Here is a 15,793-nt window from a genome sequence, read left to right as displayed (position 1 = left end):
TCATGGGTATCCGGAAGAACCAGCAGAACCTGACCGCGACCGAGCGGTCGAATTTCGTCAACGCGTTGCTCGCGCTCAAGCAGAGCGGGCGCTACGACCTTTTCGTGCGGCTGCACATCGACCGGGCCAACGGGGACAGCGACTGGGCGTTGCGGATCGGGCACCGGTCGCCGTCGTTCCTGCCGTGGCACCGCCGGTACCTGATCGAGTTCGAGCAGGCGCTCCAGGAGGTCGACCCGACGGTCACCATCCCGTACTGGGACTGGACGACCGCCGGCAGCACCTCCACCCTGTGGGCCAACGACTTCATGGGCCCGAACGGGACCTCCGCCGGCAACTGGCGGGTCAACGCCGGCCCGTTCGCCCAGTCGACCGGCCAGTGGACGCTGACCGTGCGCAGCGACTCGGCCAACTACCTGCGCCGCAACTTCGGCTCCGGCGGGCTGCAACTGCCCTCGGCGAGTGAGGTGACGTCCGTCCTGGGGCTCGCGACCTACGACACCTCGCCGTGGAACAGCACGTCGACCAACAGCTTCCGGAACTACCTGGAGGGCTTCCGCGGCCCGAACCTGCACAACCGGGTGCACAACTGGGTCAGCGGCACGATGGCCGGCTTCGGCTCGCCGAACGACCCGGTGTTCTGGCTGCACCACTGCAACGTCGACCGCCTGTGGTCGCAGTGGCAGGCCCAGCACCCCGGCGGCACCTACCTGCCCGGCTCGGGGACGGCCAACGTGGTGGACCTCAACGAGGCGATGGACCCGTGGACCACCACGCCGAACGACATGCTCAACCACAGCGCCGTCTACCAGTACCAGTGACCGCCGCGCTCCCGCCCGGGAGCGGCCGCCGCTGAACCCGATGACCTCGCGGTCGCCACGACCGCGAGGTCATCGGGCCGACCGGCTAGGAGACGGTCCAGGTGAACGTCGTCGAACCCGGCACGGTGTAGCCGTCGCTGGCGTACACGGTGGCCGTGTAGGTGCCGGCGGTGGTCGGGGTGCCCGACACCACGCCGGTCGCCGGCGCGATGGCCAGCCCCGGCGGCAGGCCGGTCGCCCAGTAGGTCAGCGGGTCGTCGTCGCCGTCCCACGCCTGGATCGCGAAGCTGGTCGGCACGCCCCGGGTGGCCTGGCGCGGACCCGGGTAGGCGACCCGCTCCGGGAAGTTCACGTTCGCCAGGTAGTTGCCGACGGCGGTCAGCAGGTTCGGCAGCGGCCCGATGTGCTGGGTGCCGCTCTGCGCGGTGCCGGTGGCGATCAGGATCTCCCGGGCCTCGGCGGGCGAGAGCGTCTCGCCGTTCGCCTCGGCCACGCTGAGCAGCGACGCCAGCGCGGACGCCACGACCGGCGAGGCGCTGGACGTGCCCGAGAAGTACGCCGTGTACTTGTCGTTCGCGCCGGTCCCGTGCAGGTCGCCGTAGCCGGTGGTGGTGACGCACTCGCCCCAGCCCTGGAGGTCGACCCTGGTGCCGTAGTTGGAGAAGCCCAGCTTCGAACGCGGCGTGCCGGTGCAGCCCGGGGCCGCGCCCGCGCCGACGATGATCGCGCCCGAGTCCGGCTTGTCGGCCGGGAACCGCGCGCCGAAGCACGGGTCGTTCAGGTTCTGGTTGCCGTTGCCGCCGGCCTCCACGACGTGCCGCCCGGACTGGACCACGGTGACGATCGCGTCGTACACCGAGTCCCACACCTCCATCGGCGCCCAGTCCGCGCAGTAGGTCACGTGCTGCTCGATCAGCAGGACGTCGCCCACGCCGACGGTCGCGCCGGCGGTGAGGATCGCGTTGGCGAGGTCGTAGCCGTTCTCCTGGCTGACCACGTTGGTGTAGTGCAGGCCCGCCTCGGGGACCAGCCCGCTGACGCCGAACCCGTTGGCGTCCGCGCCGATCACGCCGGTCACCGCCGAGCCGTGGTCGATGCTCGACGGGGTGAAGTCCGGCGTGCCGTTGGCGATCAGCGCCCCCGGCAGGCGCAGCTTGGACAGGTCTTCGTGCTGGGTGTTCCAGTTCCGCTCCAGGTCGACGACCTTGACGTTGCCGCCCTTGCCGCCGGTGACGGTGTGGGCGTAGTCGGCGTCGATGCCGCCGCTGCCCACCGGGTCGGCGTAGACCTGCTGCGCGGAGAAGTTCGGCGTGACGGTGTCGCTGCCCTCCGGCTGCGGGTAGGCGACCTCGACGCCACCGGACCGGGTCAGCTCCCGCGCGGCGGCCGTGGCGTCCACGCCGGGCGCGAGCCGCACGCGCTGCCAGCGCTCCAGGCCCGGTGCCGCCTGGGCACCGACCTGCCGCAGCGCGGCCAGGCGTTCGCCGAGCCGGGTGAACAGCGGCTGCACCGACGCGATCCGCCGGTCGGCCAGCACCTGGCGCACGGTGGCGACACCGGCCCCGGCGGCCAGTTTCACCTCCAGCACCGCGCCCGGCCCGGCCGGTGCCGCGACGGCGGCGGGCGCGGACAGCGCCGCGCTCCCGGCGCCCAGCACGAGCGCGACGGTCAACAGCGACAACGACTTCTTCCTCACAGAGCTGCCCCCTCCTCGATCACCACTGGTGAGGACGGGGGAACCGCTCGGGAGACCGGCGCGGACGCGCGCCGAACCACACCGCCCGGCGAGCGGTGCGCGAACCTCGTCCCCCGTGGTAATCCCCCGGTAAAGCCCCAGTGCTCCCACTTCAGCGCAGATCGGCTTCGATGTCCAGCACCAGGTGTCCACGACGTCGTGCGCAGCGGGAATCCGGGCTGCGCGTTACCGAACTCCGGGGGTCGGTGTCGCGGTTTTCGTTGCGGTGGCGGGCAACCGCGCCGGCGGCGGGACCGCTCAGGTGGTGATCGTGGCGGTGATCGGGCCGTCCGGGCGCACCGTGACGCCGAACGCCGGCGCGGGTGCGGTGCGCGGGACGACGGTGAAGGCGGGCAGGAGGGTTTCCAGCAGCAGGGTCATCTCGCGCAGGCCGAACTGGATGCCCAGGCACGTCCGGGGGCCCAGGCCGAACGGGTAGAACGCGCCGGGCGCCGGGCGGGGCGCGTTCTCGGCGAAGCGCTCCGGGCGGAAGCGGTCCGGCTCGGGCCACGCGCCGGCGTCCCGGTGGGTCAGGTACGGGCTGGTGAGGATCGCGGTGTCGGCGTCGATCCGGTGCCCGGCCAGGACGTCGTCCTCGACGGCGTAGCGCGGCATGATCCACGCCGCCGGGTAGAGCCGCAGCGTCTCGTTGACCAGCGCGCGGATCGCGGCGGTGCGCTCCGCCGAGCCGGGCGGGCGGGCCAGGACCCGGTCGCGTTCGGCGGGGTGCCCGTGCAGCAGCAGGAACAGCCAGCTCAACGTCGTGGCGGTGGTCTCGTAGCCGGCCGCGAGCAGGGTGACCAGTTCGTCGCGGACCAGGCGCCCGGTGTACTCGGGGTGCTCCTCGGCCGCCGCGAGCAGGACGTGCAGCAGGCTCGGGCCGGGCCACCGGCGCGCGGCGGCGATCGCCCGGGCGGCCACCGCGTCGACCTGGGCGAGTTCGGCGGTGAGGTCGGGCGCGGCCTCGCCGGTGGCGGGCGCGAACGCGGGCAGCGCCGCGACGATCCGCCCGGCGGCCAGGAACTCCCGGTGGGTGGTCTCGTCCAGCGGCCGGCCGGTCATCGACCGCCAGATCACGTCGAGCGAGAAGTGCCGCATGTCGGCGGCGACGTCGCGGGGCTCGCCGGTCCGCGCGGCCCGCGCCCACCGCGCGGCGATCTCCGCGACGGCCTCGCGCATCAGCCCGTCGTACCGGCGCACGCCCTGGCCGGTGAACTGGGCCTGCATCACCCGCCGCTGGGTGCGCCACCGCTCGCCGCTCGCCGCGATCATCCCGTCGCCGAGCACGGCCTTGAGCCGGTGTGACCGCTTGACGTACCGGTCCGGGTGCAGGGCGAGCACGTGGTGCACCGCCTCGGGCGCGGTGACCAGGACCATCCGCCGGCCGCCCAGCCGGAACCCGCTGACCCCGCCGAGCCCGCGCGCGGCGGTCAGCAGGTCGACCAGGCCGCCGCCGCTCTCCTGCCAGCGCGCGACGACCGCGGGGTCGAGTTCGGGGACGGCGGTGCCGGGCGGTGCGGTGTCCAAGGCGGTCTCCAGCTTCGGTCCGGGACACCGGACTATAACGCACGGTAGTCAGCCGATCACACCTGCCCCGCGCGGGCCCGACGCGCCGCCGGAGGCGTTCCACTGGGGACGGTGGGCCGGGAATCGCCTGGCCACACCGGTCCGCGCGGGCTAGCTTGACCGGGGATGACGGTGGAGATCGCGTGCGACGAGTCCGGCTCCGAAGGCGAGAAGCTCGTCGGCGGCGTCACGACCGTGTTCGCCCACGCGTCGGTCCGCATCGACCGCGCCGCCGCCGAGGCGTGCGTGGCCGAGCTGCGCGACCGGATCCGCTCGCCGGCGCTGGAGTACAAGGCCAACCACCTGCTGCGGCCCAAGCACCGGTCGACCCTGCTGTGGCTGCTCGGCCCGGACGGTCCGGTGCTCGGCCACGCCTACGTGCAGCTGGTCGACAAGCGCGCGTTCCTGTTGCGCCGCCTGGGCCACACGCCGTCCGGCCCGTTGGAGCCCTACAACGACGCGCTGCGCGCACGCGGCCCGCACGGGAGCCTCGACCCGCTGTTCCCGGCGATCGTGCGGGCCGTGCACCACTGGGGCGACGACGTGACGGTCCGCCACGACTTCCACCCGACGTTGACGACCTCGCGCATCGCCGGGCTGCGCCGCGCGGCACCGGGGCTGCGCGAGCTGACCCTGGTCGACTCGCGCACCGACCACCGCGTGCAGGTGGCGGACTTCGTCGCGGGCGTCGCCCGCCGGGTCGCGGAGGACGAGTCCCGCGGCCGCCCGGACCCCGAGGTCGCCCGCCTGCTGCGCCCGTACGTGCTGGGCGTGCGGTGAGCGCGTTCTCCGGGCGCCGCAACGAGAACTACGCGTACTCCAGGACGAGCGCCGCGCCGGCCGCGAGGGCCGCCTCCGAGGCGGCCAGGAGTGCGCGCACGCCGGGGGCGCGGTCGTCGTCCGGGCCGATGTCGAGCACCTCGGCGAGGTGGCGCACCTCGGCGACCAGCCGGGGCAGCGAGGGCACGAGCCCGCCGGGCGCGCGGTTGTCCTCGACCACCGGGGCGAAGTCGGCGGGCGAGTAGACCACCGGTTCCCCGGTGTGGTGCAGGAAGTGGTCGAACGCGCCGAGCCGCGCGGTGCCGGCGAGCCTCGGCGGGGCGCCGAGCCGGCCGCGCGCGGCGGTGTGCTCGGGACCGCGCTCCCAGACCGCGCCGATCACCGGGTCGGTGAACAGCCGGTCCACGTCGGCCAGGGCGTCGCCCGGGGCCTCGCCGCCGGCCAGGCGCGCGGCGGCCAGGCGCAGGCCGGCGATCACCGGTCCGTCCACGCGCCCGACGTGCGCGGGTGCGTCGTCGGGTTCCACCCAGGCCGCGAACGGGAAGTCCGCCGCCACCGCGTGACTGCCCGCCACGACGTCCTCGTAGTGCTCGGCCGCCTCGGCGGAGTCCGGGAAGCCGTCGTCGGGCCACGTCGTGACGCCGTCCCGCAGCCGCGCGGGCCCGACCAGCAGCCGCAGGTGCATGGTCGGAGCCTACGCGGCGGGCGGGACCCGGTCAGAGGTAACCGAAGACCGGCGGGAAGACCAGCACCACGACCCACGCCCAGACCGAGAACACCGGCAGGTAGTTGACCTGCCACCGCTCCAGCGTCGCGAACGGCGCGCGCCTGCGGACCAGGCGCACCAGCAACCAGGCCGACCAGGCCAGGTTGGCCAGCAGCAGGACGTTCTCCCCCAGCGCCGCCGCCTTGTTCGGCGTGGTGCCGAACTCGGTGATCCGGCCCAGGATCTCCAGCAGCACCAGCACGTCGATGGCCAGCGCGCTGACCACCAGGGCGAGTTGCAGCTTGTCGAACAGCACGGGCGGGCCGAGCGGGTCGCGCGCGGACAGCGAGTAGAGCAGCAGCGCCAGCACCACGACCAGCAGCACGTCGAACAGGATCAACGCCTCCCGCTCGACGTCGATGCCGCCGCCGGCCAGGCCGAAGGTGACCAGGAAGGCCAGCAGCACGGCGGTGAACAGCGGCGTGAACAGCCGGGTGAGCACCGGGGCGATGTTCTCCACCACGCTCTGCTTGGCCTCCACCAGCCACCCGGCGACCACCGCGGCCGCCGCGCCCCCGCAGGGGACCAGCCACTGCGACGCCAACGTCTCCGGCGAGATCCCGATCGCCGTGAACGTCCCGAAGGTGAGGGCGACCAGCACACCGCCACCGAGCGCGATCAGCACGTAGTAGACGAACCACTCGCCGGTGAAGCGGACGAAGTCCATGCGGCGGCGCGGAGAGCGCAGGTCGTCGGACACGTAGGCCAGCCCCACCGCGAACCACAGCGCGATGGGCAGGTGGATGCCGGTCAGCACGACCGATTGCGAGCCGCTCGCGAGCGGGTAGGCGTTGGCCGCCACCGCCCCGACCGCGAACAGCGCGACCAGCGCGCCGACCACCGCGCGCGGCGCGCGCCGTCGCCAGGCCAGGAACCCCGCCAGCCACGGCAGCACGAACAGGGCGATGTTGGGCCCGTAGAACGACGGGTCGTCGTGGAGGGTCAGGCCGAACAGCTGCGGCACCTTGATCGACACCGCCGCGCCCGCCGCGCAGCCCACCATCGTGACCAGGTTGCGGCGCGACCGGGAGGCCGCCGCCGGGTTGTCGGTGTCGCCGGTCAGCACCAGCTGCTTCCACAGCCGTTCGGAGTGCTCGCGGGCGAACTCGCGGGACAGCTCGTCCAGGCTGCCCATCCGCTTGACCGCCACCAGGAACGCCTCGTCGGCGTGCAGGCCGGCGGCGACGAGTTCGTCCACCGAGCCGCGCAGGTGGTCTTCGAGCTCGTCGGCGTCGGAGCCGGTCAGCTCCGGCCGGCGCTTGACGTAGAGCCGCCACTGGGCGAACTGGTCCTCCAGCCCGTCGTGCCCGTCCCGCGCGGTCATGCCAGACCTCCCCAGGGGAACGCGGTCAGCGGCCGGACGTCGCCGGAGCCGGGCCAGATCTCCTTGAGCGCGCCGATGACGGTCTCCCACTGGCGGCGCTGCTCGGCCAGCTCGGCCAGGCCGTCGGGGGTGATCCGGTAGTACTTGCGCCGCCGCTCGCCGGCCGCGGACCGCCAGCTCGACTCGACGTGCCCGAGGCGTTCGAGCCGGTGCAGCAACGGGTACAGCAACCCCTCGGTCCAGTCCAGCTCGCCGCCGGACAGCTCGTTGATCCGCCTGAGGATGGCGTAGCCGTAGCTGTCGCCCTCGGTCAGGATGCCCAGCACCATCGGCGTCGCCGAGGCGGCCACCAGATCTTTCGTGACCTTCACTGCCTCCCTCTCCACTTGATACCTAGAAGCGTGAGGCATAGTAGTTCTAGGTATCTCCGCGGAGCAAGCAGCCCCCTCCGGCACCGCGGGCCGACCACGCCCGCCGGCCGACCGCGCGGGGCCCGGTCCGCACCGCCACGGCGGGCAGCCCGGTGGACGGACCGCGCGGTCCGTCCACCGGGCTGCCGTGCGGTCAGCGGTAGTCGATCGTGTGGACGCGGACGAGGTCGCGAGTCTTCGCGGACACGTCCAGCCCGGCCGCCGGGCGGGCGACGGTGAACCACTCGCGGAAGGTGTTCGAGCGCGTCCGGGCCATGCTGTCGAAACTCGGCCGCGCGCCGCCGTCGACCTTGCGCCACAACGTGATCAGCGCACCCGCCACCCGGGCCTCGACCTGGTCGCCGTCCTGGAGGTTGGTGCCCGAGTTCGGCAGGCCCGGGTCGAACGGCCTGGTGTTCATCAGGTCCACGGTGGTGCCGTCGACGAACACGTAGTTGCCGTCGCCCATCGCGTAGCCCGCCACGGCGTTCGCGAAGCCCTCGGTCCACGCGCAGGTCACGCCGGTCCGGCGGTTGATCAGGTGCGGGCTGGGGCAGTCGCTGTCCGGCCACTCGCCCTGGTGGAGCATGTCCATCAGGCCGTGCGCGGACTCGTGGATCACCAGGTGCTCCGAGTTCGGGTCGGCGTCGGCGAGTTCGACGTGCCGGTCCGGGATCGCGACCTGGTTGTCCCAGTGCGCGCCGACGTCGTGGCCGGCTTCCCACCAGAGGGAGAGCTTGCGGCAGCCTGCGGTCTGGTTCGACGTCCAGCACGCGCCGGACCCCTTCACGCCCCACATCCGGGTGACGGTGTCGAACGCGTGCCAGCCGCGCATGTGGATGTCGGCCGGGGCGACGTACCCGAAGTCGACCGTGGAGCCGGACGCCACCGACGTCCGCACGCCCGTCGTGGTGGTGTACGCGCCCGTGGTGCGGAACGGCCGGACCTGCCACAGGCCCGAGTCGGCGGTGAAGCGGACCCAGACCTGGGCCGTGGTCGTGGGGCGGTCGAAGCACAGCGCGTAGGAGCCGTCGGCGGCACTGGTCAGGCCCGTGGCGAAGGTGGCCACCGCGCTGGTGGCGGTGGCGCGGCCCTGGAGGTCGACCCGCGCGTTGCGGACCGCCGACCAGGTGCCGTTCTCGTCGGTGTGCGTGAACACGCCCTTCGCGCAGACCCGGCCGGCGGCGGCCCCCGCCACGGCCGGCTGCCCGGTCCGCGCGACGGCGGCGGAGTCCTCCCCCGCCACGCCGGACCGCGTGCTGCCGGGCCGGTCGCCCACGGTCAGGGTCCCGGCGGCCCGCGCGGGGCGTCCGTCGTGGACCGAGGGGGTGACCGTGGCCTCGATCTGGGCGGGGCCGGCCGCGACCGCGGTGACCCCGAAGGTGAACGTGCGGCCCGCCACGGGCAGCGCGAACCGCCGCCCGGCCTGCTCGGCCAGGCCCACGCGGCGCGGCGCGGACAGGCCGTTGCGGTCGGTGAGCCGCAAGCCGGGCGGGACCCGGACGGCCAGGTCCGCGGCGGCCACGGCGACCCGGGAGCGCACGGTGACGGTGACCGTGGCGGATTCGCCCACGGCCGGGAGGTGGTCGAGGGCGACGGTCGTGTCGACGCACGACGGGCGGTCGGCCCGCGGTTCGGCGGAGCCGAGGGCGCAGTCCGGGGCGGCCGAGGCCGGGGAGTGCGCGGACAGGACCGTCGCGGACGCGACGGCGGCGGCGAAGACGGTCGATTTCCAGCGGGGAATCATGCAGGGAGGCCTTTCGCGGAAGTGCCACGGCGCTGTGGCGACGAAAGGATGAACCGCGCGGACGGCCCGGCACAACATGCCCGGCGGGCGTCGGTCCATTGTGTGAAAACGGTCCGCGTGCTCCGGCCGGGCCGGGTCCAATCCTGTGAAAAACCCGGTCTCACCAGCGCCAGCGGGTGCCGACGACACCGGGCCGCTCGTCGAACGCGACCAGGCAGGTGGTGCCCGACGGGCCGACGTCGACCGGTGCCAGGTCGTGCTCGGGCGCGGCGAAATCGGTTTTCCGGAATGTGCCGCACCACTTCGGCGGCGGGCCTTCGAAGCGCACGATCTGGCTGTACTCGGCGAGCGTGCCGGACAGCCGCCGGTAGTACACGTCCACCGCCGGCCCGGCCGGTGCGCTCATCTCGTACTCGACCACCGTGTGCCGCCCGGCCGTCAGCGGCCGGTCGAACAGCAGTTCCGCGACGACGAGCCCGCTGTCCCGGTCGCCCACCACCCGGCCGACCCGGCAGAAGTGCGCGGCGAGCAGCGCGGGCACGGTGCCCGGGTCGTCCGCCTGGTAGCGCACCAGGTACCGGCCGACCCGCCCGCGCAGGCCGCGCAGCACCAACCGCGACCGCACCCCGCGCTCGCTGCGGTCGGCGGCGACGGTGAACACGTCGTGCGCCGACACCACCGCGCACCGGCCCTCGTCCGGGTCGTCCAGCAGCCGCGCGAGTTCCGCGACCTGCGGGGTCTCCGGGCGGACCAGCCACCGCCCGCGCGGCCGGGGCGGGCCCAGCAGCGTGATCAGCGAGGCCGGCGGCAGCCTGAGCACCCGTTCCAGCGCCTGGACCGCCCGCAGCGAGGCCGGGCCCTCCGGTCGGCGCAGGTCGCGCCGCCAGTAGCTGAGCGTGGCGTTGCTGACGTCCACGCCCTGCTCGGCCAGTCGGTGCCGGACCCGGTCCAAGGTCAGGCCGCGGGCGGCGATCGCCCCGTCCAGGGCCTCGGCGAACCCGCCGCGCCCGCGCCGCCCGGACACGTCGTCCGCCATCGCCGCCCTCCGCCCCACGTCGGTCCCGGGGATCGTGCCCCGCCGCGCGCCGCGCGGGCCACCGACGAGTTGCGGGTGAACGGTGGTGAACCCGCCGGTCAGCCGGTGACGCGGGCGACCGCGCCGGACTCCAGCGCGACCCACACGACCCCGTCCGGGCCGACCGCGACCCCGTGCGGCTCCGCGCCGGGCAGGGCGTGGGTCTCGACCGCCCCGTCCGGGGTGATCCGGCCGAGCCGGCCCGCCGCCCACTCGGTGAACCAGCACGAGCCGTCGGGCGCGGCGGCGATCGCGTGCGGGCGGGCGGCCCGGTCCGGGAGGGGGAACTCGGTGATCCGGCCGTCCGGCGTGACGCGGCCGACCTGCCCCGCGCCGATCTCCACGAACCACACCGCGTCGGCCGTCGCGGCGACGCCCACCGGGGCCGCGCCGGCGGTCGGCAGCGGGTGGGTGGTGACCTCGCCGGAGGTCGTGACCCGGCCGATCGCGTCCGCCTGGTTGAGCGCGAACCACAGCGCGCCGTCCGGCCCGGCGGTGATCATGGCCGGGAACCCGCCGCCGGGCACGTCGAACCGCGCCACCTCGCCGGAGGTGGTGACCCGGCCGACCCGGCCGGTGTTCATCGCGGTGAACCACAGCGCGCCGTCCGGCCCGGCGGTCAGCCCGAACGGCCCCGCGCCCGGCACCTCGACGGACGTGATCGCGCCGTCGGCGTCCACCCGCCCGATCCGGTCCCCAGCGGTCTCGGTGAACCACACCGCCCCGTCCGGCCCGACGACCGGCACCGACGGCCGCCCCGCCGGGTCCGGCAGGGCGAACGCGGTGTAGTCGCCCTCCGGCGACAGCCGCCCGATCCGCCCGTGGTGCACCTCGGTGACCCACACCGCGCCATCAGTCGCGACCACGACCCCGTAAGGCCCCGCACCCGGCTCGCCCACCCGGAACTCCACAACGGACAGAGCCACCGCTTCCCCCGATCCCGACGATCTTCGTCCGGAGCCTACGGGACGCGCCGCTCCCGCTACCGGGTCCGGGCGGGTCGGCCGGGCCGGGTCACCCGGCCAGCCAGTCCGCCAGCCGGGTCTCGCCGATCAGCGCGTCGGGGCCCGGCACCAGGGTCCGGGCGTCCAGCCGGGTGCCGAAGTAGCGGGCGTCCGGGTCGGTGACGACCTCGCGCCGGTCGTCGCGCGCCGCCAGCACCGTGCGGATCCAGCCGTCCATGCCGAACACCTCGGGGCCGCCGATCTCCACCACGCCGTCGAGCGGCGTGCCGACCGACGTCCGGGCCACGGTCGCGGCCACGTCGGCGGCGGCCACCGGCTGCACGCCGCCGTCCGGCAGGGTCACCACGCCGTCGACCGTGGCCGAGTCGGCGATCCCGCCCGCGAACTCGAAGAACTGCGTGGCGTGCACCAGCGAGTAGCGCAGCCCGGACGCGCGGATCAGCTCCTCCTGGGCGACCTTCGCCCGCAGGTAACCCGACTCCGGCGCGCGGTCGGCACCGACCACGGACAGCGCGACGTAGTGGCCGACCCCGGCGCCGCGCGCCGCCCCGACCAGGTTGGTGGTGGCGGTGCGGAAGAACGCCAGCACGTCGGCGTCCGCGAACGACGGCGAGTTCGACACGTCGATCAGCACGTCCGCGCCCGTCACGACCTCCTTCAGCCCCTCCCCGGTGATGGTGTCCACCCCGGTCGAGGGGGCCGCCGCCACCGCCTCGTGCCCGTGTTCACCTAGCCGGGTGACGACGTTCGACCCGATCAGGCCGGTTCCGCCGATCACGACGACCTTCATGGTGACTCCTCTCCACCGGCGCCCGGCCGTTCCGGACGCCCCTTCGCCAACGAGGACAAGGCGGCGGTCCGGTTCGTGACAGCGGCCGGTGCGTCACAAACCGCGCCGCCGCCTTGTCCTCGTTGGAGGACCGACCGAGGAGGAACCTTGAGCAGCGAACACCTGCTGGACGACCCCGACGCACCCGACTCCGCCCCGCGGTTCGAGGTGGTGGCGACGGTGCCCGACGCGCCGCGCAACCCGGACGGGGCCGAGGCGATGACGATCCAGGTCACCCTGCCGCCGGGCTCCCCCGGCACGCCGCCGCACCGGCACTCCGGCCCCGCCTACGGCTACGTCGTGCAGGGCGCGATCGTCTTCGAGCTGGAGGGCGAGGCGCCCCGGGTGGTGCGGGCCGGCGAGGCGTTCTGGGAGCCCGGCGGCGACGTCATCCACTACCAGGACGGCAACCACCTGGCCGACGCCGAGTCCCGGTTCGTGGTGACCATGTTCTGCGCGCCCGGCCGGCCGATGCTCACCGAGGTCGACGCCGAGGAGCTGCTCGAACGGCGGCACCTGAGGGTGCGCCCGACCCGGTGACCAGCGGCCGGGTGATCACCGGCCCGGCCGCGTCCGCCGCTACTGTCGGAGGGGGATCGTGACGAGTCGGGCGGCGCTGGAGGACTTCGCGAGCATGGTGGGCACCGCGGACGAGGATCTCGACCGGGCCGGCGCGGTGTTCGCCGAGGTCCGGCCCCGGCTGTTCGGCATCGCCTACCGGATGCTGGGCAGCGTCGCGGACGCCGAGGACCTCGTGCAGGACGTGTGGCTGCGCTGGCAGGCCGCCGACCGGTCCGCCGTGCACAACCCGCCGGCCTACCTGGCCACCGCCACCACCCGGCTGGCCATCAACGCGGGCCGGACCGCGCGGGCGCGGCACGAGGTGTACGTCGGCCCGTGGCTGCCCGAACCGGTCGACACCTCGGCCGACCCGCAGCTGGGCGCCGAGCGGGAGGCCGCGCTGGAGGTGGCCGTGCTGGTGCTGCTGGAGCGGCTCACCCCGACCCAGCGGGCGGCCTACGTGCTGCGCGAGGCGTTCGACTACTCCTACGCCGAGATCGCCGAGATCGTCCAGGCGAGCGAGGCTTCGGCGCGGCAGCTGGTCAGCCGGGCGCGGCGGCAGCTCGCCGAGGGCAGGCGCGCCCCGGTCAACGGTCCCGAGCAGCGCCGGCTGCTGACCGCGTTCGTGGCGGCGGCGCGGGAGGGCGACCTGGCCGCGCTGGAGGAACTGCTGGCCGCCGACGTGGTGAGCTACTCCGACGGCGGCGGGGTGGTGCGGGCCTCGCGCATCCCGGTGGCCGGCGCGGGCACCGTGGCGAAGTACGTCCGCGCGTTCGCCGGCCACTTCTGGACGGGCGTGGAGATCTCCTGGGCGACCGTCAACGGCGACACCGCCGCGCTGCTGCGCCGGGACGGCGTCGTGTTCACCGTGCTCACGGTGGCGGTGTCGGACAACGGCATCGACCGGATCTTCTGGATGATGAACCCGGACAAGCTGACGGCGGTCGGCCGCGCCTGACGGGCGCGGCCGGCCGCCGTCGACTCCGCGAAGGACAGCCCGCAGCGGCTCGCTGCCCGCGAGCAGTTTCCTGGCCTGCTCGACGTCCTGCGCGCGCTGGGGGATCTCCGGCGCGGGGCACTGCGGCGTGCCGGCCTCGTGGCGCACGTCGTCGAACGACGCGACGGTCGTGTTCAGACCGATCCGCAGGGTGTGGTCGCCCTTGCTGTCGAGCAGTTCGATGCCGTCCTTGTCCCCCACCGACTTCGCGATGGTCGGGGTGGCGCCCGAGGCGATGTCGACCTGGTCGGACAGCAGGGCGTTCGCCCAGATCTCCTTGAACGGCCCGAAGGTGCTCGCTCAACCTGACCCGGACGGTCAGCGGGTCGACGGCGGTCACGGCGGCCGGGTCGATCCGCTCAATGAACGTCAGGCCCTGGCGGCGTGCCCAGGGTCGCGCAGGTACCCCGATGCTCGCCACCACGTCGGCGGCGGTGAAGTCGGTCCCGTCGGTGAACTTGACGCCCCGGCGGAGTTCGACCGTCCACTCGGTATCGAGTTCCGTCGACCGACCCTGGAAGAGCTGGGCCACGCAGTACGTCCGCCGTCGATGCCAGGGAAGGGGAGTTGAGTGACTTTTCTAATCGATTAGAGCCTTGCTAGCGTCGAACTCGACCGCTGCACACCACCCCGGAGGACGAGCGACATGACCAGCCCGTACGAGCGCCTGTTCGTCAGGAAGATGCCGAACTGCCTCGCCGACCTCGTCAACGAGGGGTCCGACAACGGCGTCCCGGATCCGGACAACGTGGGCGAGGCGCTCGCCCTCATGCGGTCCCAGGAGGTCCCGGAGAGCAAGGTCCACCTGACCTACACGTGGATCAACCCGAGCGACGAGCCCGCGCTGTGGGTCAAGGAGCACGTGCACGACTACGACGAAGTCCTGATCTGGCACGGGAACGACCCCGAGAACGTGGACGACCTCGGCGCGGAGATCTACTTCGACATCGAGGGCATCCGGCACACCGTCACCACCAGCGGCTCGGTGTACATCCCGGCGGGCGTCCGCCACTGCCCGCTCGGCTTCACCCGCGTCGACCGCCCGTTCCGGTTCAGCGCGCTGTCGCTGAGCCCGAACTACGGCTCCGAGGTGGACGCGCCCAAGCCGTAAGGCCCGCCCGGCACGCCTCAGCCCCGCCGTCCGCCCTCGGCGGGGCTCACCGCGTCACGCGGTCGGGTCGCACCCGCACGTCACGCCGATGCTCAGCGCGCCGTCCAGCACCACCGGCACGGCGTTCCCGCCTTCGTACGCCGTCTCGTCCAGGGCGTCGAACGCGCGGACCGCGAACCGCTCGAACGGCAGGCTGACGGTGGTGAGCGGGAAGCTGCCCAGCCGCGCCTCGCGGACGCCGTCGAACCCCACGACCGCCAGGTCCTCGGGCACCCGCAAGCCCAGGCTCGTCGCCGTGCGGATGGTGACGAGGGCCTGCTCGTCGGTCGTGGCGTAGATGGCCCGGGGCCGGTCCGGGCTCTCGATGACCCGCCGCACCACCCGCCCCGCCTCGACCCGGTCGAACGGGGCCCGCACCAGCCGGCCCCCGGTGGGCAGCCCGGCGTCCCGCATCGCCTGCCGCCAGCCGCCCTCGCGGCCCCGCGCCGGTCCGGCCTCGATCTCGCCGGCGATGCACACGACGTCGTCGTAGCCGTGCCCCAGCAGGTGCTCCACGACCAGCTTCGCGCCCTGGAAGTCGTTGAACGTGACGCTGGGCGAGGTGGTGTCGGGGGCGGCCCACTGGAGGTAGACGCGCGGGGTCTCGTCGTTGTGGCGCGGCGGTTCTCCGGTGGTCACGAAGATCCCGCGCGGGCGCAGCTCCGAGAACGCCTCGCCGTACTCGTCGCCGAGCGAGGACCCGTAGCCGGTGTTGCCGAGCAGCGTCAGCAGCCCCCGGCGACGCCCCTCCGCCTCGACGCAGCGGGAGAGTTCGCCGTAGAAGGCGTTCGCGGTGTCCGGCACGAGCAGGCCGATGAGGTTGGACCGGCCGCCGCTCAACGCGCCGGCCAGCGGGTTGCGCCGGTAGCCGAGCATCCGGATGGCTTCCTCGACCTTGATCCGGGTCTTGTCCGAGACCGGCCGGGGCCCGCCGTTGAGCACGTAGCTCACGACGGCGGTCGACGTCCCGGCCAGGCGTCCGACGTCGAGGAGGGTGGGCCTGCGCGACGACTTCCTGCCTCCCACGCTCCGCTCCCCGTCCCGGCCGCCTGCGACGTGGCCACGCC

Annotated in this window: 16 protein-coding genes; 5 read left to right on the top strand and 11 right to left on the bottom strand. The window is 73.9% G+C overall.

The window, feature by feature from the left end:
- Positions 1-2 precede the first annotated feature (2 nt).
- Positions 3-821 (top strand): tyrosinase family protein, encoded by an 819-nt coding sequence (locus AC0HI0_RS09350; RefSeq protein ID WP_480931891.1) that lies wholly within the window; start codon positions 3-5, stop codon positions 819-821.
- Between the two features lie 85 nt (positions 822-906).
- Here AC0HI0_RS09350 and AC0HI0_RS09345 read toward each other — a convergent pair whose 3' ends face one another.
- Together AC0HI0_RS09345 and AC0HI0_RS09340 are read right to left on the bottom strand one after the other, a co-directional pair.
- Positions 907-2,517 (bottom strand): S8 family serine peptidase, encoded by a 1,611-nt coding sequence (locus AC0HI0_RS09345; RefSeq protein WP_480931890.1) that lies wholly within the window; start codon positions 2,515-2,517, stop codon positions 907-909.
- A 297-nt stretch (positions 2,518-2,814) separates the two neighbouring features.
- Positions 2,815-4,083, bottom strand: coding sequence for a cytochrome P450 (locus tag AC0HI0_RS09340; RefSeq protein WP_480931889.1), 1,269 nt, complete (start codon positions 4,081-4,083; stop codon positions 2,815-2,817).
- A 165-nt stretch (positions 4,084-4,248) separates the two neighbouring features.
- Here AC0HI0_RS09340 and AC0HI0_RS09335 point away from each other — a divergent pair, with 165 nt between their 5' ends.
- Positions 4,249-4,902: a DUF3800 domain-containing protein gene (locus AC0HI0_RS09335; RefSeq protein ID WP_480931888.1), complete on the top strand. Its 654-nt coding sequence runs from the start codon at positions 4,249-4,251 to the stop codon at positions 4,900-4,902.
- A 28-nt stretch (positions 4,903-4,930) separates the two neighbouring features.
- On the opposite strand, the gene AC0HI0_RS09330 is transcribed toward AC0HI0_RS09335, so the two are convergent.
- The 7 genes from AC0HI0_RS09330 to AC0HI0_RS09300 form a co-directional block, all read right to left on the bottom strand.
- The gene (locus tag AC0HI0_RS09330; RefSeq protein WP_480931887.1) at positions 4,931-5,587 is read right to left on the bottom strand and encodes a hypothetical protein; all 657 of its coding nucleotides are present in this window, start codon (positions 5,585-5,587) and stop codon (positions 4,931-4,933) included.
- A gap of 31 nt (positions 5,588-5,618) precedes the next feature.
- Complete coding sequence (locus AC0HI0_RS09325; RefSeq protein WP_480931886.1) at positions 5,619-6,992, bottom strand: permease prefix domain 1-containing protein; 1,374 nt, start codon at positions 6,990-6,992, stop codon at positions 5,619-5,621.
- Positions 6,989-7,363 carry a PadR family transcriptional regulator gene (locus AC0HI0_RS09320; protein ID WP_480931885.1) on the bottom strand — a complete coding sequence of 125 codons (375 nt, stop codon included), beginning with the start codon at positions 7,361-7,363 and terminating at the stop codon, positions 6,989-6,991. Before AC0HI0_RS09320 ends, AC0HI0_RS09325 begins: the two co-directional genes overlap by 4 nt.
- 193 nt (positions 7,364-7,556) lie before the next feature.
- Positions 7,557-9,149 (bottom strand): hypothetical protein, encoded by a 1,593-nt coding sequence (locus tag AC0HI0_RS09315; protein ID WP_480931884.1) that lies wholly within the window; start codon positions 9,147-9,149, stop codon positions 7,557-7,559.
- A 160-nt stretch (positions 9,150-9,309) separates the two neighbouring features.
- On the bottom strand, positions 9,310-10,185 hold the full coding sequence (locus tag AC0HI0_RS09310) for an XRE family transcriptional regulator (protein WP_480931883.1): 876 nt from the start codon (positions 10,183-10,185) through the stop codon (positions 9,310-9,312).
- A gap of 98 nt (positions 10,186-10,283) precedes the next feature.
- Positions 10,284-11,150, bottom strand: a complete 867-nt coding sequence (locus tag AC0HI0_RS09305) for a Vgb family protein (protein WP_480931882.1) — start codon at positions 11,148-11,150, stop codon at positions 10,284-10,286.
- A gap of 88 nt (positions 11,151-11,238) precedes the next feature.
- On the bottom strand, positions 11,239-11,979 hold the full coding sequence (locus AC0HI0_RS09300) for an SDR family oxidoreductase (RefSeq protein ID WP_480931881.1): 741 nt from the start codon (positions 11,977-11,979) through the stop codon (positions 11,239-11,241).
- Positions 11,980-12,126: 147 nt separating this feature from the next.
- On the opposite strand from AC0HI0_RS09300, the gene AC0HI0_RS09295 reads away from it, so the two are divergent.
- Both AC0HI0_RS09295 and AC0HI0_RS09290 read left to right on the top strand, forming a co-directional pair.
- Positions 12,127-12,558 carry a cupin domain-containing protein gene (locus AC0HI0_RS09295; protein WP_480931880.1) on the top strand — a complete coding sequence of 144 codons (432 nt, stop codon included), beginning with the start codon at positions 12,127-12,129 and terminating at the stop codon, positions 12,556-12,558.
- Positions 12,559-12,616: 58 nt separating this feature from the next.
- Positions 12,617-13,537, top strand: a complete 921-nt coding sequence (locus tag AC0HI0_RS09290) for an RNA polymerase sigma-70 factor (protein ID WP_480931879.1) — start codon at positions 12,617-12,619, stop codon at positions 13,535-13,537.
- On the opposite strand, the gene AC0HI0_RS09285 is transcribed toward AC0HI0_RS09290, so the two are convergent.
- Positions 13,452-14,108: an ABC transporter substrate-binding protein gene (locus AC0HI0_RS09285; RefSeq protein WP_480931878.1), complete on the bottom strand. Its 657-nt coding sequence runs from the start codon at positions 14,106-14,108 to the stop codon at positions 13,452-13,454. The genes AC0HI0_RS09290 and AC0HI0_RS09285 overlap by 86 nt on opposite strands.
- 114 nt (positions 14,109-14,222) lie before the next feature.
- Between AC0HI0_RS09285 and AC0HI0_RS09280 the strand changes: the two genes are divergently transcribed.
- Positions 14,223-14,687 (top strand): cupin domain-containing protein, encoded by a 465-nt coding sequence (locus AC0HI0_RS09280; protein ID WP_480931877.1) that lies wholly within the window; start codon positions 14,223-14,225, stop codon positions 14,685-14,687.
- Between the two features lie 54 nt (positions 14,688-14,741).
- Here AC0HI0_RS09280 and AC0HI0_RS09275 read toward each other — a convergent pair whose 3' ends face one another.
- On the bottom strand, positions 14,742-15,752 hold the full coding sequence (locus AC0HI0_RS09275; protein ID WP_480931876.1) for a LacI family DNA-binding transcriptional regulator: 1,011 nt from the start codon (positions 15,750-15,752) through the stop codon (positions 14,742-14,744).
- Positions 15,753-15,793 lie beyond the last annotated feature (41 nt).

Source organism: Saccharothrix sp. NBAS 001 (genome assembly GCF_056640475.1).
The sequence above is the reverse complement of the archived record's forward strand: the minus strand, read 5'-3'. Positions and strand labels throughout refer to the sequence as shown.

Excerpts from the sequence above, each read along its gene's own strand:
- AC0HI0_RS09350 (WP_480931891.1), top strand. The coding sequence starts at position 3 with ATGGGTATCCGGAAGAACCAGCAGAACCTGACCGCGACCGAGCGGTCG.
- AC0HI0_RS09335 (WP_480931888.1), top strand. The coding sequence starts at position 4,249 with ATGACGGTGGAGATCGCGTGCGACGAGTCCGGCTCCGAAGGCGAGAAG.
- AC0HI0_RS09330 (WP_480931887.1), bottom strand. The coding sequence starts at position 5,587 with ATGCACCTGCGGCTGCTGGTCGGGCCCGCGCGGCTGCGGGACGGCGTC.
- AC0HI0_RS09325 (WP_480931886.1), bottom strand. The coding sequence starts at position 6,992 with ATGACCGCGCGGGACGGGCACGACGGGCTGGAGGACCAGTTCGCCCAG.
- AC0HI0_RS09315 (WP_480931884.1), bottom strand. The coding sequence starts at position 9,149 with ATGATTCCCCGCTGGAAATCGACCGTCTTCGCCGCCGCCGTCGCGTCC.
- AC0HI0_RS09310 (WP_480931883.1), bottom strand. The coding sequence starts at position 10,185 with ATGGCGGACGACGTGTCCGGGCGGCGCGGGCGCGGCGGGTTCGCCGAG.
- AC0HI0_RS09300 (WP_480931881.1), bottom strand. The coding sequence starts at position 11,979 with ATGAAGGTCGTCGTGATCGGCGGAACCGGCCTGATCGGGTCGAACGTC.
- AC0HI0_RS09280 (WP_480931877.1), top strand. The coding sequence starts at position 14,223 with ATGACCAGCCCGTACGAGCGCCTGTTCGTCAGGAAGATGCCGAACTGC.